At 70.7% G+C, this 16,734-nt stretch carries 16 protein-coding genes; 7 read left to right on the top strand and 9 right to left on the bottom strand.

Annotated features, from left to right (window positions below):
* Positions 1–51 precede the first annotated feature (51 nt).
* Both O3438_RS05070 and O3438_RS05065 read right to left on the bottom strand, forming a co-directional pair.
* On the bottom strand, positions 52–393 hold the full coding sequence (locus O3438_RS05070) for a YnfA family protein (RefSeq protein WP_269678815.1): 342 nt from the start codon (positions 391–393) through the stop codon (positions 52–54).
* Positions 394–466: 73 nt separating this feature from the next.
* The gene (locus O3438_RS05065) at positions 467–661 is read right to left on the bottom strand and encodes a CsbD family protein (protein WP_088989634.1); all 195 of its coding nucleotides are present in this window, start codon (positions 659–661) and stop codon (positions 467–469) included.
* A 157-nt stretch (positions 662–818) separates the two neighbouring features.
* Between O3438_RS05065 and O3438_RS05060 the strand changes: the two genes are divergently transcribed.
* On the top strand, positions 819–1,430 hold the full coding sequence (locus O3438_RS05060; protein ID WP_269678814.1) for a histidine phosphatase family protein: 612 nt from the start codon (positions 819–821) through the stop codon (positions 1,428–1,430).
* Here O3438_RS05060 and O3438_RS05055 read toward each other — a convergent pair.
* The 3 genes from O3438_RS05055 to O3438_RS05045 all read right to left on the bottom strand — a co-directional run bounded on the left by O3438_RS05055 (position 1,360) and on the right by O3438_RS05045 (position 4,205).
* Positions 1,360–1,866 carry an Lrp/AsnC family transcriptional regulator gene (locus O3438_RS05055; RefSeq protein WP_269678813.1) on the bottom strand — a complete coding sequence of 169 codons (507 nt, stop codon included), beginning with the start codon at positions 1,864–1,866 and terminating at the stop codon, positions 1,360–1,362. The genes O3438_RS05060 and O3438_RS05055 overlap by 71 nt on opposite strands.
* 84 nt (positions 1,867–1,950) lie before the next feature.
* A complete protein-coding gene (locus tag O3438_RS05050; protein WP_269678812.1) occupies positions 1,951–3,093 on the bottom strand; it encodes an acyl-CoA dehydrogenase family protein in 1,143 nt (380 codons plus the stop codon).
* Positions 3,090–4,205 carry a M24 family metallopeptidase gene (locus O3438_RS05045; protein WP_269678811.1) on the bottom strand — a complete coding sequence of 372 codons (1,116 nt, stop codon included), beginning with the start codon at positions 4,203–4,205 and terminating at the stop codon, positions 3,090–3,092. The genes O3438_RS05050 and O3438_RS05045 overlap by 4 nt, the downstream gene beginning before the upstream one ends.
* Positions 4,206–4,409: 204 nt before the next feature.
* Between O3438_RS05045 and O3438_RS05040 the strand changes: the two genes are divergently transcribed.
* Positions 4,410–5,777, top strand: coding sequence for a glycosyl hydrolase family 18 protein (locus tag O3438_RS05040; RefSeq protein WP_269678810.1), 1,368 nt, complete (start codon positions 4,410–4,412; stop codon positions 5,775–5,777).
* 32 nt (positions 5,778–5,809) lie between these two features.
* Here the strand turns inward: O3438_RS05040 and O3438_RS05035 are convergent, their stop codons facing one another.
* Positions 5,810–6,697, bottom strand: a complete 888-nt coding sequence (locus O3438_RS05035; RefSeq protein WP_269678809.1) for a winged helix-turn-helix transcriptional regulator — start codon at positions 6,695–6,697, stop codon at positions 5,810–5,812.
* A 275-nt stretch (positions 6,698–6,972) separates the two neighbouring features.
* Here O3438_RS05035 and O3438_RS05030 point away from each other — a divergent pair, with 275 nt between their 5' ends.
* Entirely contained in the window at positions 6,973–7,200 is a 228-nt protein-coding gene (locus O3438_RS05030; protein ID WP_269678808.1) for a hypothetical protein, read from the top strand.
* A gap of 59 nt (positions 7,201–7,259) precedes the next feature.
* The gene (locus O3438_RS05025) at positions 7,260–8,186 is read left to right on the top strand and encodes a 5'-3' exonuclease (protein WP_269678807.1); all 927 of its coding nucleotides are present in this window, start codon (positions 7,260–7,262) and stop codon (positions 8,184–8,186) included.
* 20 nt (positions 8,187–8,206) lie between these two features.
* On the opposite strand, the gene O3438_RS05020 is transcribed toward O3438_RS05025, so the two are convergent.
* A complete protein-coding gene (locus O3438_RS05020) occupies positions 8,207–8,497 on the bottom strand; it encodes a GNAT family N-acetyltransferase (protein WP_332367446.1) in 291 nt (96 codons plus the stop codon).
* Positions 8,498–8,637: 140 nt separating this feature from the next.
* Between O3438_RS05020 and O3438_RS05015 the strand changes: the two genes are divergently transcribed.
* From O3438_RS05015 to O3438_RS05005, 3 genes are all read left to right on the top strand, one after another.
* Positions 8,638–9,333: a DUF1223 domain-containing protein gene (locus O3438_RS05015; RefSeq protein ID WP_269678805.1), complete on the top strand. Its 696-nt coding sequence runs from the start codon at positions 8,638–8,640 to the stop codon at positions 9,331–9,333.
* 40 nt (positions 9,334–9,373) lie between these two features.
* Complete coding sequence (locus tag O3438_RS05010) at positions 9,374–9,748, top strand: MmcQ/YjbR family DNA-binding protein (protein WP_269678804.1); 375 nt, start codon at positions 9,374–9,376, stop codon at positions 9,746–9,748.
* A gap of 155 nt (positions 9,749–9,903) precedes the next feature.
* Positions 9,904–12,789 (top strand): glycosyl hydrolase, encoded by a 2,886-nt coding sequence (locus tag O3438_RS05005; protein WP_269678803.1) that lies wholly within the window; start codon positions 9,904–9,906, stop codon positions 12,787–12,789.
* Between the two features lie 71 nt (positions 12,790–12,860).
* Here the strand turns inward: O3438_RS05005 and O3438_RS05000 are convergent, their stop codons facing one another.
* A complete protein-coding gene (locus O3438_RS05000) occupies positions 12,861–14,216 on the bottom strand; it encodes an endo-1,4-beta-xylanase (protein WP_442929559.1) in 1,356 nt (451 codons plus the stop codon).
* Between the two features lie 405 nt (positions 14,217–14,621).
* The gene (locus O3438_RS04995) at positions 14,622–16,409 is read right to left on the bottom strand and encodes a family 43 glycosylhydrolase (RefSeq protein ID WP_269683568.1); all 1,788 of its coding nucleotides are present in this window, start codon (positions 16,407–16,409) and stop codon (positions 14,622–14,624) included.
* Positions 16,410–16,734: the final 325 nt, after the last annotated feature.

Genomic DNA, 16,734 nt, shown 5'->3' with positions numbered 1-16,734 from the left:
TATTTATGACTCTGAGGTATATCGCTCAACACTGTCACGAGGTCACACGGGTCAGGCGGAACCCCCACGCGGGGCGTACATGATGACCGCGACACCGAGCAGGCAGATCGCCGCGCCCGTCACGTCCCAGCGGTCCGGGCGGAAACCGTCCACCACCATCGCCCAGCCCAACGATCCGGCCACGAAAACCCCGCCGTACGCGGCCAGGATCCGGCCGAAGTTCGCGTCCGGCTGGAACGTCGCCACGAACCCGTAGCAGCCCAGCGCGACCACACCGGCCGCGACCCACCACAGGCCACGCTGCTCCCGCCAGCCCTGCCACACCAACCACGCGCCGCCGATCTCCGCCAGCGCGGCCAGGGCGAACAACACCAGGGAACGAAGCACCGTCACCCGGCGACACTAACCGCCGCACGCGACGGGTCCCCGGGAGACGGTGCACCCGGGGACCCGCGAACCGCTCAGGTCACTTCGTGAAGGAGTCCTTCACGTTGCGACCGGCGTCCTTGACGTTCTGACCGGCCTGCTTGGCGCGCGCGTCGCTCTGCTGGCTGGCGCCCTCGCCACGCATCCGCTCGTTGTCGGTCATGTCGCCGACGCGCTCCCGCGCGGCGCCGGCCATCTGCTCGACCTTGTTCTTTGCCTTCTCGGTGAAGCTCATCGCGCCTCCTCGGTCTGGCGGTTGTCCCCGCTCGCTTGCCCGGTCTCCGGGTGCCGAAACCGGCAGTGCCGGTCGGCACACCGGCTAAGGCATCCTAGGAAGATAGGTTGAGGGAGGGTCGCCTTCCGACCCCCCGAAGCGGTGGTTAACTGGCCGCATGGGAGAGCTCCTGCTGATCCGGCACGGCGAGACAACCTGGAGCGCCAGCCTGCGGCACACCTCGTACACCGACCTGGAGCTCACCCCCGACGGCGAGCGCCAGGCCCGCACGCTGGCCGCGTTCCTGGCCGGCCGGCGGTTCGTGACAGTGCTGGCCAGCCCCCGCTCCCGGGCGCTGCGCACCGCGCAGCTCGCCGGCCTCACCGTCGACGCCGTCGACGAGGACCTCAGCGAGTGGAACTACGGCGAGTACGAGGGCCGCACCACCGTCGACATCCACGCCGACCAGCCGCACTGGAACATCTGGACCGACGGCTGCCCGGGCGGGGAGTCCCCCGCGCAAATCGGCGAACGGGTCGACCGGGTGCTGGAGCGGGTCACCCCGCTGCTCGACCGGGGCACCGTCGCGCTCGTCGGTCACGCGCACAGCCTGCGGGTGCTCGGCGCCCGCTGGATCGGCCTGCCTCCGTCCGCGGGCGGCCGGCTACGCCTGGAGACCGCCACGGTCAGCGCGCTCGGTCACGAGCACGGCCGGCAGGTCATCCTGCGGTGGAACCAGCCGGCTCCTCCGGCGCCCGGGACCGCGACCGACCCGGCGCCGCGGCACTGATCTTCGGCGGCCGGTTCTCGTACGGGGTCGACAGCACCACAGTGGTCCGGGTCGTGACGTTCGCCGACGTGCGGATCTCCTGCAACACCCGCTCCAGGTCGGCGGGGCTCGCCACCCGCACCAGCAGCAGGTAGAAGTCCTCCCCCGCCACCGAGTAGCAGGAGTCGATCTCGGGCAGGTGCGACAACCGCTCCGGCGCGTCGTCCGGCTGCGACGGGTCGAACGGGCGGATCGCCACGAACGCGGTCAGCGGCAGGTCCAGCGCCTCGAACGACACCCGGGCGGCGTACCCCTTGATCACCCCGCGTTGCTCCAGCCTGCGCACCCGCTGGTGCACCGCGGACACCGACAGCCCCACCTTCTCGGCCAGGTCGGTGTACGACAGACGGCCGTCGGCGGTCAGCGCGGCGACGATAGCGCGGTCGATCTCCTCCACGGCGTGCAACCTACCGGGAAAACCGCCCGACGGCGACGCGGTACCCGGCGCGACCACCATCGGCCGCGCCGGCACCCGTCGTCCTCAGCCCCGCGCCAGGTCCCGGGAGATCACCATCCGCTGGATCTGGTTGGTGCCCTCCACGATCTGCAGCACCTTGGCCTCGCGCATGTAGCGCTCCACCGGGTGGTCGGCCACGTAGCCCGCGCCGCCGAGCACCTGCACCGCGTCGGTGGTCACCCGCATGGCCATGTCGGTCGCGAAGAGCTTCGCCTTGGCCGCCTCGATCGCGTACGGGCGGCCGGCGTCGCGCAGCCGGGCCGCCGCGAGCGTCAACGCGCGGGCCGCGGAGATCTGGGTGGCCGCGTCCGCGAGCAGGAAGCCCAACCCCTGGAAGTCGATGATGGACCGGCCGAACTGCTGCCGTTCGCGGGCGTAGCCGACCGCGTAGTCCAGGGCCGCCTGGGCCAGCCCGACCGCGCAGGCCGCGATGCCCAACCGGCCGGAGTCCAGAGCGGACATCGCGATGGTGAAGCCCTCCCCCTCGCCGCCGATCAGCCGGTCGGCCGGCACCCGCGCGTCGTCGAAGGCGATCTGGGCCACCGGGGAGGCGCGCAGACCCATCGTCCGCTCGGCCGCCTGCGGGGTGACGCCGGGAGTGCCGGCGTCGGCGACCAGGCAGGAGATCCCCTTGGGCCCGGGCCCGCCGGTGCGGCAGAAGACGTTGTAGAAGTCGGCGGTCCGGGCGTGCGTGATCCACGCCTTGGTGCCGGAGACCAGGTACGCGTCGCCGTCGCGGACCGCCCGGGTGCTCAGCGACGCCGCGTCGGAGCCGCCCTGCGGCTCGGAGAGGCAGTACGCGCCCAGCAGCTCGCCGCCGATCATGTCCGGCAGCAGCTTGCGCTGCTCGTCGCTGCCGAACGCCGCCACCGGGTAGCAGGACAGGGTGTGCACGCTGACCGCCTCGGCGACCGCGAGCCAACGGCTGGCGAGGATCTCCAGCACCTGCAGGTACACCTCGTACGGCTGGGCGGCACCGCCGTACTCCTCGGGGTAGGGCAGGCCCAGCAGGCCGGCGCGGCCGAGGGTACGCAGCACCTCGCGGGGGAACTCGGCGCGCTCCTCGAAGGCGGCGGCCTTCGGTGCGAGCTCGCGGTCGGCGAGCTCGGTGGCGAGACCCAGCAGGTCGTGGGCCTCGTCGGTGGGCAGGATCCGGTCGACAGTCATAGCGCGATGAGCTCCGTGGGGGTGGTGTTGAGCTGGTGCACGCCGTCCGTGGTGCAGACGACGATGTCCTCGATGCGGGCGCCGTGGCGGCCCGCCAGGTAGATGCCCGGTTCGATGGAGAACGCCATCCCGGCCTCCAGGGGCCGGTCGTTGCCGGCGACCAGGTAGGGCTCCTCGTGACCGTCGAGCCCGATGCCGTGGCCGGTGCGGTGCAGGAACGCCTCGCCGTAGCCGGCGGCGGCGATCGGCTCCCGGGCCGCGGCGTCGGCCTGCGCGCCGGTGATGCCGGGGCGCACCGCCGCGACGGCGGCGCGCTGGGCGTCGCGCAGCACCTCGTAGTAGTCCAGGAACTCGTCCGGCGCGGACCCGCCGGCCAGGTAGGTACGGGTGCAGTCCGAGCGGTAGCCGGAGGGCATCGTGCCGCCGATGTCGACCACCACCGGATCGCCGACCCCGATCGGCCGGTCCGAGGTGCCGTGGTGCGGGCTGGCCCCGTTCGGCCCGGACGCCACGATGACGAAGTCGACCGTCACGTGCCCGGTGGCCCGGATCGCCGCGGCGATGTCGGTGGCGACCTCGGCCTCGGTACGGCCGGGGCGCAGCCACTCCCCCATCCGCAGGTGCACCTCGTCGATGGCCCTGCCGGCCTCGGCGAGCGCCGCCACCTCCGCCGCCGACTTACGGATGCGCAACTCCCGCAGGACCTCGCCGGCGAGCCGCTGGGCGGCGCCGGGAAGCGCGGCGCGCAGTGCGAGAACCTGCTCGGCCCACATCCGGTCGGCCAGCCCGACCGCCGCGACCGGTCCGTCGAGGGCGGCGGCGACCAGGGGGTACGGGTCGGTGCCGTCGACGTGGTCGACGACGCGTACACCGGTGGCGGGCGCGGGGGACGCCTCCGCCGCGGGGCGCTCCAGCCTCGGCACGATCAGGGTCGGCTCACCCTCGGCGGGCAGCACCAGGCAGGTGAGCCGCTCCCCCGCGTGGGCGTCGTACCCGGTCAGGTAGCGCAGGTCGCTGCCGGGTGTGAGCAGCAGGGCGTCAAGGCCGGCGGCGGCGGTGGCGCGCTGCGCGGCGATCAGCCGATCCGGCGGATATAGATCGTCGGTTCCCACACCGTCAGCTTAACGGTCGTTTGGGCCAGGGCGGAATCCGGACAACCGGCACGAAGGAAATCTACAGTCGTTGATTGACGCGGACAGTTAACACTCTTTAAGATTTGGCTGCCTCGAGGCCCACCCGTTCCTGCGTCCCCGCACCTCCCGCCCGCGACAACCCTGCGCGGGCGGCGTCGTCCCCCGCCCACGGGAAGGCCCCCGATGTCCTCACCACTGCGCCGCGCCCTCGCCGCCGGCCTGCTCGCGCTGGCCACCGCCGCCGCCACACTCACTGTCACGTCCACCGCCGCGCAGGCCGTGGTGCTGCCGAACAACTTCAAGAGCGTCGGCTACATGCCCTCCTGGACGGGCAACGTCAACAGCATCCAGTTCAACAAGCTCACCCACATCAACTACGCCTTCGTGCTGCCGAACAGCAACGGCAGCCTCCAGGGCGTCGACGGGGCGCGGCTCTCCTCGCTGGTCTCCGCAGGACACGCCAACAACGTCAAGGTCTCGATCGCGGTCGGCGGCTGGAACGACGGTAACGACTCGGCCTTCGAGGCCCTCGCGGCCAACTCCAGCACCCGGACCACCTTCGTCAACAACCTGGTCAACTTCGTCAACCAGTACAACCTCGACGGTGTCGACATGGACTGGGAGTACCCCGACCCGGGCGCGTCGGCGAACAACTACACCGCGCTCATGACCCAGCTCGGCAGCGCGCTGCACAGCCGCGGCAAGCTGCTCACCGCCGCCGTGGTCTCCGAGGGCTACTACCTGGAGGGCATCCAGCCCGCCGTGTTCAACCAGGTCGACTGGCTCAACATCATGGCCTATGACGGCGGCAGCCCGCACGCCGGCTACGACTGGTCGATCAACAGCGTCAACCTGTGGAAGGCCCGTGGTCTGCCGGCCAGCAAGGCCGTCCTCGGCATCCCGTTCTACAGCCGCCCCGGCTACTACACCTACTCGGCGCTGGTCGGCATGGACCCGGCGAACGCCAACCGGGACTGCGCCACCATCGGCGGCGCGCAGCAGTGCTGGAACGGCATCCCGACGGTCAAGCGTAAGACGCAGTGGGCGCTGGCCAACGCCGGCGGCGTGATGAACTGGGAGCTGACCCAGGACACCAGCGGCTCGACCTCGCTGGTCAGCGCGATGTACGACACCATCATGGGTGGCACCACGCCGCCGCCGACCGGTCGTACCGGCCGGATCACCGGCATCGGCGGCAAGTGCGTCGACGTGGCCGCGGCGAGCACCGCCAACGGCGCCGCCATCCAGCTCTACACGTGCAACGGCACCAACGCGCAGACCTGGACCGTGGCCAGCGACAGCACGCTGCGCGCCCTCGGCAAGTGCGCCGACATCACCAGCGGCTCGACCGCCAACGGCGCGAAGATCCAGCTCTGGGACTGCAACGGCAGCGGCGCGCAGGTCTGGCAGGCGCAGTCCAACGGGACGCTGCGCAACCCGCAGTCGAACAAGTGCCTGGACGCCAGTGACAACAGCTCCGCCGACGGCACCCGGCTGCAGATCTGGGACTGCTTCGCCGGCGCCAACCAGCGCTGGACTCTCCCGGCCTGACGGTTCGCACGGTCCCCGGTCGACGCCCAGCGTCAGCCGGGGACCGTTCGGTGTTCCCGGGCGAGAGTGAGCATCTCGTCGACCGAGCCCGCCGGGTCGGTGACCGGGAACTGCACGGCCCGCACCACCGCCGTCGGGTCGACCAGCAGCGTCAGCCGCTTGAACCGGGTCATCCCGCCCGCCCGGAAGACGGGCAGCAGCAGGCCGGCGGCCAGCCGACCGTCCTGGTCGGACAACAGCGGGAACGGCAGCTCGGCGTACGCGGAGAAGTCGGCGAGCTGGTCGGGCCGCTGGGTGCTGATCCCGTACACCCGTACCCCGGCGGCCTGGAAGTCTGGGTGCCGCTTGGCGTACGTGGTCGACTCCAGGGTGCAGCCCCGGGCGCCGGGGATCTCCGCCCAGCCGGGCGGATAGTCCGGCCGGATCGGCGCGTACGCCCCGGGGAAGAAGTAGAGGACGCTCCACCTGCCCGTCGCGGCCACCGGGACGGGCTGGCCGTCGGGTGCCGGCAGCACGATGTCGGGCAACCGCCGCCCGACCAGTTCGTGCGCCCGGCGCGCCTCGGCGGACCCGGCGTCGGCCGTCGCGGTCACCTCACCGTCGCCCATCAGATGCCTCGTCCCCCAGTCCTGAAGGGCGATGAGGACCGGCAGCAGCCCTTCGCCCTTCCCGGTGAGCAGGTAGTCGTAGCGCGGTGGGTGTCGTGAGTACGGTCGACGCTCCAGGACCCCGTGCTCGACCAGGGCGCCGAGGCGCTCGGTCAGCGCCCGCCGGCTGACACCCAGCTCGCGTTGCAGGGCGTCGAACCGGGTCGTTCCACCGGCGACGTCGCGCACGATGAGGAACGTCCACCAGTCCCCCAGCACGCCGAGCGCCTGCGCGATGCCGCAGTCCGCGTCGGCAAGATCTTCTCGCCGCACCCACCTACCTCCGTTGCTCCCGCCCCGACTATAGTCCGTTCCAGTTTGGAACGCGCTAGCTTGGCGAACGGGGGCCGGCGACATGCACGTCGACGAACGGGCCGGGGTGTTCTGGCGCTGTGGACCGCCGGCACGACCAGCATGGTCGGGTCGGCGGTCGGCTACGTCGCGGTCGCGGGCACGTCGACGGACGTTTTGCCGAGCCGGATGACGCCCGGGGCCATAGCCTGGATTCGGGGATGCCCGAGCGGGCGGCCCCGACCGGGAGGACCGACGTGGCAGGGAACGAGGCGAACCGGGCGGCGACACGCCGTCGCCGGCAACTGTGGGCGGGAGTCCTCGCGCTCGTCGGCCTCGTTCTGCTGATCGTCGGACTCACCGTCGCCGACGGAGTCGCGGCCTGGGTCGAGGTGCTGGTCGCGGTCCTGCTGCTGGTGACGAGTTATGTCGTGCAGCACCTGGCGCGGCGGGAGACCGTCTACCGGCACGACGACAAGGGCTGACCGCGCCGGACGGCCGGGGGTGCCCCGGATCGTCGGACGGCTGTGCCAGGCTGTCCGGCGTGGCACAACGACCCCCGATCCTGCTGATCGACGCACCCAGCCTCTACTTCCGGGCCTACTTCGGCATCCCGGAGTCCGCCGCCCGCGCCGAGGACGGCACCCCGGTCAACGCGGTGCGTGGCTTCCTCGACATGCTCGCCACCCTGATCCGCGGGCGCGGCGCCGACCGGATGGTCTGCGCGCTGGACTACGACTGGCGTCCGGCGTGGCGGGTCGATCTGCTGCCGTCGTACAAGGCGCACCGGGTGGCACCGCAGGGCGGCGAGGTCGTTCCGGACACGCTGTCCCCGCAGGTGCCGATGATCCTGGAGGTGTTGGAGGCCGTCGGCATCACCGCCGTCGGCGCGACCGGCTACGAGGCCGACGACGTGCTCGGGACGCTCTCGGTGACCCAACCCGGCCCGGTCGAGGTGGTCTCCGGTGACCGGGACCTGTTCCAGCTCGTCGACGACGCCCGACCGGTCCGGCTGCTGTACGTCGGGCGTGGTGTCGCCAAGCTCGACGACTGCGACGACGCCGCGGTGCGGGCCCGCTACGGCGTGCCGGCCGACCGGTACGCGGACTTCGCCGCGCTGCGCGGCGACCCCAGCGACGGGCTTCCCGGGGTCGCCGGCGTCGGGGAGAAGACCGCCGCCCGGCTCATCGAACGCTACGGCAGCATCGCCGGCATCCTGGCCGCGCTGGACGACTCCGACTCGTCCTTCGCGCCGGGGCTGCGCACCAAGCTCGCCTTGGCACGTGACTACCTCGGCGTCGCGCCGACGGTGGTCCGGGTCGCGCTGGACGTGCCGCTGCCGGAGCTGCCCACCGCGCTGCCGTCCGCGCCGGTCGACCCGGACCGGCTGATCGACCTCGCCGGACGGTGGAACCTGGCCGGCTCCACCCGCCGCCTGGTGGACGCCCTCGCCGCCCGCGGCGACGCCTGACCGCCGCTGACCCGCAGGATCTACTTGATCTTGCGGGTCGAGCGGACCACGATGCTCTCGTACTCCGGGTGCTTGACCAGCCAGTCGGCGAGGAACGGACAGATCGGCACGACGGTCCGCCGCTTGGCGCGCGCGTCGTCCATGACCGCACGCGCCAGCGTCGACCCGACGCCCCGGCCCTCGAAGGTCGGGTCGACCTCGGTGTGGGTGTAGGCGATGATCGAGCCGGTCAGCTGGTAGGTGACGAACCCGGCGACCGTGCCCGTTTCGTCGCGCGCCTCGAAACGTTCCCGCTCCGGCGCGTCTGTCACGGTGAACTGCACCTGACCATCCAACCACCCGGGTGGCCGGTGTCCGTCCGGAGGCGGCGGAGAGGTGAGCCGGCGCGCATTGTCGCGGCCGGAACGGGAAGAGCAACGCCCCCGGCCGCACGTGGGAGGAGACACCCACCATGACGAACCCATCGACAGACGGCGGCTTCGCCGTCGTGGAGATGTTCACCTCGCAGGGGTGCAACAGCTGCCCCCCGGCGGAGGAGTTGCTGACCGAGATCGAACGCGACGCCCGGGAACGCGGCCAGGCCGTCTTCGGCCTCGGTTTCCACGTCGACTACTGGGACGATCTGGGGTGGCCCGACCAGTTCGCCGACGCGGCGTACACCGCACGGCAGGAGGCGTACGCCCGCGCCCTTCGCACCCGTGGTCTGTACACCCCGCAGATGGTCGTCAACGGCACCGTCGAGTTCGTCGGATCCGATCGTCGACAGGCGTCCGGCGCCATCGCGTCCGCCCTGGCGTCACCGGCCGCCACCTCCCTGACGGTGTCCGTGGTCGAGTGGGACGGGCGGCGGGCGGTGCTGGACTACCAGGCCGAGCGACCGCCGGCCAACACGGTGGTGAACGTGGCGATCGTGCAGCGGGGCCTGGACAGTGAGATCGCCCGGGGTGAGAACGCCGGGCGGACGCTGCGGCAGGACAACGTCGTGCGCGCCTTCGCGTCGGCGAGCCTAGGCGCCGAGCGGGGACGGCTGGATCTGGTGACACCGCCCGACCTTGATCCGCGCAGTGCGGCCGTCGTCGCGTACGTGCAGGAGAACGGCAACGGGGCCATCGTCGGTGCGACCCACGTCGAGCTGTCCACCGCGTAGTCTCGGCGCATGCTGTTGACGCGCGGCGTGAGGGGGCCCGGTGGTTGACGCGGAGGACGTACGCCGGGTGGCGTTGGCCCTGCCGCACACGGTGGAGAACCCCAGCGACGGGTTCGACTTCCGGGTGGCCGACAAGGGTTTCGTCTGGTCCTATCCGGAGCGTGTACCGGGCAAGCCGCGGGTGATCCGACTCGACATCGCGGTGCTGTACGTCGGGGACGAGGCGGAGAAGCAGGCTCTCCTGCTCGGTGAGCCGGACATCTTCTTCACCACCCCCGGTTACGACGGCCTGCCCCTGGTGCTGCTGCGCCTGGCGCAGATCGACCTGGAGCGCCTGGGCGAGCTGGTGACGGACGCGTGGCGGATGCGCGCGCCAGAGGCGTTGGTGAGCGGCGTCCAGAGCGCCGGCGCCTGACGACATCCGCACGCAACCGGACGGACACATTGACGGGAATCTCGGTGCTCCACTACCGTGGCCGTGAGAGCGCTCTCTCACCCGACCTTCCCCCCAATTCAGACGCACCGCGTCGGACCCGGAAACGGCCACACCCGGCGCGCGATGGAGGCACCATGAAACCTCCCGTCCCCCACCGCCGATGGGCCCTGGCCGCCGTCACCGCGCTGGCCCTGGTCGTCGGCGGCCTCGCGATCCCCGTCACGCGCGCGGCCGAGGCCGCGCCCGTCGGCGCCGGCAGCTACACCACCACCCCGGTCGGCCCGCTCCCGAGCGGGTGCGGCGCGATGTCCAGCAACCCCCGTCAGTTCGCCACCGCCAACGCGCCCGCCGGCCCGATCCCCACCAACGACTGGTGGTCCTCGCTGCTGTGGAAGCGCACCGACTGCTCCTTCAGCGAGCCCCTGCACGCCCACCCGATCTCGTACGACACCTTCACCGACGGGTTGGGCTTCTCCGCGAACTCCACACCCGCCATCAGCGGCACCGCGACCGGCGTCGGGGAGTTCCACTACCCGTACGTGCAGGACATCCGGGTCGGCGTCGCCGGACTCGCCGCGCCCCAGGTCAAGGTGGACGGCTGGACGGACTGGACGGTCAGCCCGCACTGGAGCGACGGCACCCGCACCCTGCGCGCCACCATCGGCCACGGCCTGCCGTTCGCGTACTTCCAGGCCACCGGCGGCAACGCGTCGATCGGGACCGCCGGCACCCCGGATGTCTGGTCCAACAGCGGCGCCACCATCGGCTTCCGGGTCAACGGCCACGACTACGTCGGGTACGCCCCGAGCGGCGCGAGCTGGACCGTCGCGTCCGGCCGGATCACGTCCACGCTGGCCGGTCGGGGCTACTTCTCCATCGCCCTCCTGCCGCCGACGTCGAGCGCGTCGGAGCGCGCCAGCCTGGCCGCGACCTACGGCCAGTACGCGCACGCCCACGTGACCGGCACCCAGGTGTCGTACTCGTACAACCCGGCGACAAGTGGGCTCACCACCACGTACGCGTTCACCACCACCGCCCGGGAGGGCACCGCCACGCAGACGGTGGTCAGCCTCTACCCGCACCAGTGGAAGTCGCTCAGCGGGTCCACCGCGATCACCCCGACCTACCCGTCGGCGCGCGGCCGGATGAAGGTGCTGACCGGCGTCAACCAGTTCCGCACCGCGATGAAATTCCAGGGCGTCCTGCCGGAGTTGCCGGCCGTCGGCGACGGCAGCGGAAGTGACCTGGCGACGCTCACCAGCCAGCTGGCGGCTGTTCGCGGCAACCCGATGGACCAACGCGGCAACGACACCTACTGGACCGGCAAGGGGCTCGGTCGGGCCGCCCGGATCGCCGAGATCGCCGACCAGGTGAACGACACCGCCACGCGGGACAGCGCGCTGAACGCGATCCGCAGCACGCTCACCGACTGGTTCACCGCGTCCAGCGGCAAGACCAGCCGGGTCTTCTACTACGACAACAACTGGGGCACCCTGATCGGCTACCCCGCGTCGTACGGCTCCGACCAGGAACTCAACGACCACCACTTCCACTACGGCTACTTCATCGCCGCCGCGGCGACCCTCGCGAAGTTCGACCCGGCGTGGGCCGCCACCAGCCGTTACGGCGGCATGGTGGACCTGCTGATCCGCGACGCCAACAACTACCGCCGCGACGACACCCGCTTCCCGTACCTGCGGGACTTCGACATCTACGCGGGCCACGACTGGGCGTCCGGGCACGGCTCGTTCGGCTCGGGCAACAACCAGGAGTCCTCGTCGGAGGGGATGAACTTCGCCAACGCCCTGATCCAGTGGGGGCAGACGACTGGCGACACCGCCGTCCGCGACGCCGGCGTCTTCCTCTACACCACCCAGGCCGCGGCGATCCAGGAGTACTGGTTCGACGTCAGCGACCAGAACTTCCCCGCCGCCTTCGGGCACTCCACCGTCGGCATGGTCTGGGGCAGCGGTGGCGCGTACGCCACCTGGTTCAGCGCCGAACCGGAGATGATCCAGGGCATCAACCTGCTGCCGGTCACCGGCGGACACCTGTACCTGGGCAACAACCCGGCGTACGTGCGGACCAACTACGCCGAACTGGTCCGCAACAACGGCGGGCAGCCGACGGTGTGGCAGGACATCCTCTGGCAGTTCCAGGCCCTCGGTGACCCCGACGCGGCGCTGGCGAACCTGCGCGCGAACCCCGGCTACACGCCGGAGGAGGGCGAGAGCCGAGCGCACACCTTCCACTGGATCCGCAACCTCGCGGCGCTGGGCACCGTCGACACGACGGTGACCGGCAACCATCCGCTGTCGGCGGTCTTCTCCCGCAACGGCGCCCGCACCTACGTGGCGTCGAACCCGACCGCCAACCCGATCACCGTGACGTTCTCCAACGGCACCACGCTGAGTGTGGGCGCCGGTAAGACGGCCACCACCGGGGCGAACACCTGGAGTGGCGGCAACGCGGCCGGCGGCGTACCCCCGACGACGCCGACGGATCCCCCACCGACGACCACTCCGCCGCCGACGACGACCGCGCCGCCGTCCACCGGCGGACCGACGCGGTACCTGCTGCCCGGCGGTGGGTTGGGCGCCGCCGGTAGCGCGGCCACGACGACCGTCGCGGCGGCCAACGGCAACCACGACGGTACGCCCACCAACGCGCAGGTCTTCACGGCGACGGGCCTCAACCTCGCCTACTCCGGTGGGCAGACGGCGTTCGACCTGTTCGTGGACGCGGGCACGGCGGTCGGCAACGGCGTGCAGGTGCGGGTCTCCTACGACCTCACCGGCAACGGCAGTTGGGACCGGGTGGAGACGTGGCGCTACTTCGCCACCGACCCCGTCTCGGGCTACGAGCACTACACCCAGGGTGCCGGCCTGGCGTCGGCCACCGGCACGCTGGGCGCGTTGAGCAACGGCAGGGTCCGGGTGGAGGTGTGGTCGGCGATCGGCAACAACCCCAGCACCATCGGCCTCGGCAACCAGTCGGTGCTGCGGCTGCCGTACTCCTGACCGACCCGCCGCGCACGACGGCCGGTGTGGAGGATGGTTCTCCACACCGGCCGTCGTGTGCGATCAGAGGGTCAGGAGGCGGTGCAGGTGGGCGTCATGCCGGTCCCGCTGCCCGTTCCCTGGAAGCCGAACTCGGCGACCTGGCCCGCGGTGAGCCGGCCGTTGTAGTCCACGTTGGCGAATCGCACCGTGCCGCTGGAGCCGCTGGCCGTCGCGCTCCAGGTGCTGGTGACGCTGGCACCACTGGGGAGCGTGACGCTGACGTTCCACCCGTTCGTGCCGGCAGAGCCGGCGGTCACCTTCACGTTGGCCACGAACCCGCCGTTCCACGAGTTCAGCGACACCGACGCGGAACACCCGCCCGTGGTCGGCGGCGGGGTGGTGGGCGGCGGGGTCGTCGGCGGCGGGGTGGTGGGGATGCCCGGGCCGGCGTTGAGGGCGTTCAGGACATTGGTGTACGCGGCCTTCTTGTTGCCGTTGCAGTCGAACAGCAGCGCGTTGTCCGAACCACGCCACGAGTCGCAGTCGCGCACACCCCACACCGTGATGCCGGTGCAACGGGACACGTTCATGCAGGCCCGGGTGACGGCGCCGAAGATGTTCGCCTGGTTGCCACCGGTCATCACGTCCAACTCGGTGATCTGCACGTCCACGCCGAGGTCGGCGAAGCGCTGCAGGTTGGCCTGGTAGTCAGACGCCAACGACGTGCCCAGGTGCGACTGGAAGCCCACACAGTCGATCGGCACACCACGGGACTTGAAGTCCCGCACCATGTTGTAGATCCCCGTCGACTTCGCGTTGATCCCGTCGGTGTTGTAGTCGTTGTAACACAACTTCGCACCCGGATCCGCCGCCCGCGCCGCCCGGAACGCCGCCTCGATCCAGTCATTACCCGTCCGCTGCAGGTTCGAGTCACGCCGCCCACCCGAACCACCGTCGGCGAACGCCTCGTTCACCACATCCCAGGCATAGATCTTCCCGCGGAAGTGCGTCGCCACCTGCGTGACATGGTTGATCATCGCGCTGCGCAACGCGCTGCCCGACATGCCCTGCGCCCAACCCGGTTCCTGCTGGTGCCACAGCAACGCGTGACCCCGCACGCTCATGCCGTTGGCCTGCGCGTGGCTGACCAGACGGTCACCGCCGCTGTAACTGAACCGACCCTGCTGCGGCTCGGTGGCGTCCCACTTCATCTCGTTCTCGGCCACGACACTGTTGAACTCACGGTTCAAGATCGTCGTGTACGTGCTGTTGGACAGCTTGCCCGTCGCGACGGCGGCACCGAAGTAGCGGCCCTTCTCGGCCGCCGAGGCCCCGAGGGTCGTGCCGGCACTGGCCCCGGTGGTCATTGCCATCGTCATGCCGGTGGCGAGAGCGCCGGCGACCGCGACGGTCACCGCCGCTCGCAGGACTCTTCTGTGATTCATGCGGATTCCTTGTCTGTGGTGGTTCAGCGATGGGGGCGCAGCACCCGAAGCTGCGCCCACGACGTCGGAGAGCCGCATCGGCGATGCCCGGCGACCGATGCCCTCGTACGACGGCGGTGGTGTCCCAGGGTCGGCGAGACCGTGACAGCGAGCCCGGTAGCCGTCACGGCACCACTGCTGGGAATCCTGGCGCGACGTCCGGCATGCCCTGGGCGGACGTCGCGTTCCGAGGTGCGGCCGGCCGACTCGCCCGGTGAGCCACAGCCGTGGCCGCCCTCATCCATCGACTGTGAGCGATAACATGTCGTTCGTCAAGTCGTAACGAGTCGCGTCGCCACCGGGCGCTTCCACCTGCGGTCACGGGTGGGTGCCGGAGCCGTGCGACCACGACTCCGGCACCGCGCGTCACTGGAACGAGGCGTCGTCGACGAGCAGGCTGTCGGTGCCCGCCGCCGTCTCGACGTAGAACGTGGCGCCGGTGAGCGTGCCGCTCCACGACGGGGTCGCCGTGCCGGTGAGCAGCGTCCAGCCGTTCGCGTTGACAGCTGTCGCCGGGGTCAGCTGGAGGTAACTGGTCGTACCGTTGGCGGTCAGCGCCAGTGTCGCCTTCGCGGACGGTGTGCCGCTCTGCGCGCGTACCCAGACGTTCGTGGTGTAGCTCTTGCCGTTGGTGAGCTTCGCTGTCACGTCCTGACTGGGGCCGTTCCACGCCGAGGTACGCCCGGTGATCGACAGGGAGCCGGCGCCACCCCGGACGACCGACGTGTTGCGGGAGATCGTTCCGCTGCCGTTCACACCCCACCCGGTCGTGCCGTTCTCCACGTCGCCGTTGGTGAGGACGTTCCCGCCGCCACCGGTGCTGCCGTTGAACTGCCACCAGTTGACGTTGAACAGGTTGCCGCTGCCACCGGCGAAGCGCAGGTACAGGTCACGGGTGCCGGTCGCGCCGCTGACCGCGCAGGTGGTGCTGGTCCAGGTCTGCCAACCACCGGTGCCACCGACGGTGCAGGTGCCCACCGTCGGGCCGCTGGCGCTGTCCAGGCGTACCTCGATCCGACCACCGCTGGTCGCCGACGCGACCCGGGCGGTGAACGAGGTCGCCCCCGCGCCGAACGCGACGCCCTTGACCTTGATGTAGTCGCCGTTCTCGATCCAGCCGACGTTCATCCCGCCCTCGCTGGACACCTCGGTCTCGATGCCCGAGCCCCACGCGATCGTCTCCGCCTCCTGCCGCACGTACGGATTCAGCGTCCCCACCTGCGGCGCGCCGGTGGTGGTCATATTGATCGTCGGGATCGTGCCGTTGGAGTTGTAGGTGAACTTCTCCACCGCCACCGACCGCGTGTAACCACTGCCGCCCGGCAGCGCCCCGTTGTGGTAGAAGAAGTACGACCCGCCCTGGAAATCGATCACCCCGGCGTGGTTGGTGAAGCTGGCGCCCTGCCGAGGCATGATCGTCCCGCGGTACGTCCACGGCCCGGTCGGACCGGTGGCGGTGGAGTACGCGATGAACTCCGAGCAGCACTCCGCCGCGAACACGTTGTAGTACAACCCGTTGCGCTTGAACACCCACGGGCCCTCCTCGTAGAGGGTCGGGCGGCTGGCGTTCCCGTTACGGGTGCCGAAGCCCGCCGTGGTGAGCGGGATCCGGGTCGCACTACCCGAGTACGAGATCATGTCGGCGTTCAACCGCACGTACCAGAGCCCCGGGTTGCCCCAGTAGAGGTACGCCTGCCCGTCGTCGTCGATGAAGACCGACGGGTCGATCTCGTTGTTGCCGACCAGGGGTCGGCCGAGCGCGTCGCGGAACGGACCGGTCGGGCTGTCGCCCACCGCCACGCCGATGACCATCTGCCCGTTCGAGCGCTGCCGCACCGGCACGTACCAGTAGAACTTGCCGTTGCGCGCGATGACCTGACCGGCCCACGCGTTGGCGTCCGCCCAGGAGAACGTGGCCAGGTTCAACGGCGAGCCGTGGTCGGTCCAGTTCACCATGTCGGCCGACGACCACACCCGCCATTCCTTCATGGTGAAGTACGTCGAGCCGTCCTCGTCGTGCCCGGTGTAGAGGTACACCCGGCCGTTGTGCACCAACGGTGCCGGATCGGCGGTGTAGATGTGTTGGACGATCGGATTGTCCGCCCGGGCGGCGCTGGCCGGAAGCAGGGCGAGGACGCAGACGAGGCTCGCCAGCCAGGCGGCGGCCCGCCTGACCCGGCTGCCGGCCCGGGTTGTGGTTCTCTCGTTCACCTTCACGATTGGCTCCCACAGAGAGTGCGCGGTGCGCGGGTTCTGGGTCGACGAGTCACCGCTGCCGGCTGCCGGTCGAGCGGGCGTCGCCGCGCATACCGAACAACACGGCCGACAGCCGTGTTAGCGCTAACAGCTCTTGCCTGACTCCCCCTCCCCCGATCTGACCTCGATTTTCTGGCGGTGCGAGATGACCGTCGTAACCACATCGCAGCATTGATGTATCGACGCTGACATCCACGATTTACGATGCACCGTACTGAGCGGC

Source organism: Micromonospora sp. WMMC250 (assembly GCF_027460215.1).
In the GTDB taxonomy this organism is placed as follows: Bacteria; Actinomycetota; Actinomycetes; order Mycobacteriales; family Micromonosporaceae; genus Micromonospora; species Micromonospora taraxaci.
The sequence above is the reverse complement of the archived record's forward strand: the minus strand, read 5'-3'. Positions and strand labels throughout refer to the sequence as shown.

Excerpts from the sequence above, each read along its gene's own strand:
- O3438_RS05065 (WP_088989634.1), bottom strand. The coding sequence starts at position 661 with ATGAGCTTCACCGAGAAGGCAAAGAACAAGGTCGAGCAGATGGCCGGC.
- O3438_RS05060 (WP_269678814.1), top strand. The coding sequence starts at position 819 with ATGGGAGAGCTCCTGCTGATCCGGCACGGCGAGACAACCTGGAGCGCC.
- O3438_RS05050 (WP_269678812.1), bottom strand. The coding sequence starts at position 3,093 with ATGACTGTCGACCGGATCCTGCCCACCGACGAGGCCCACGACCTGCTG.
- O3438_RS05040 (WP_269678810.1), top strand. The coding sequence starts at position 4,410 with ATGTCCTCACCACTGCGCCGCGCCCTCGCCGCCGGCCTGCTCGCGCTG.
- O3438_RS05015 (WP_269678805.1), top strand. The coding sequence starts at position 8,638 with ATGACGAACCCATCGACAGACGGCGGCTTCGCCGTCGTGGAGATGTTC.
- O3438_RS05005 (WP_269678803.1), top strand. The coding sequence starts at position 9,904 with ATGAAACCTCCCGTCCCCCACCGCCGATGGGCCCTGGCCGCCGTCACC.
- O3438_RS05000 (WP_442929559.1), bottom strand. The coding sequence starts at position 14,216 with ATGAATCACAGAAGAGTCCTGCGAGCGGCGGTGACCGTCGCGGTCGCC.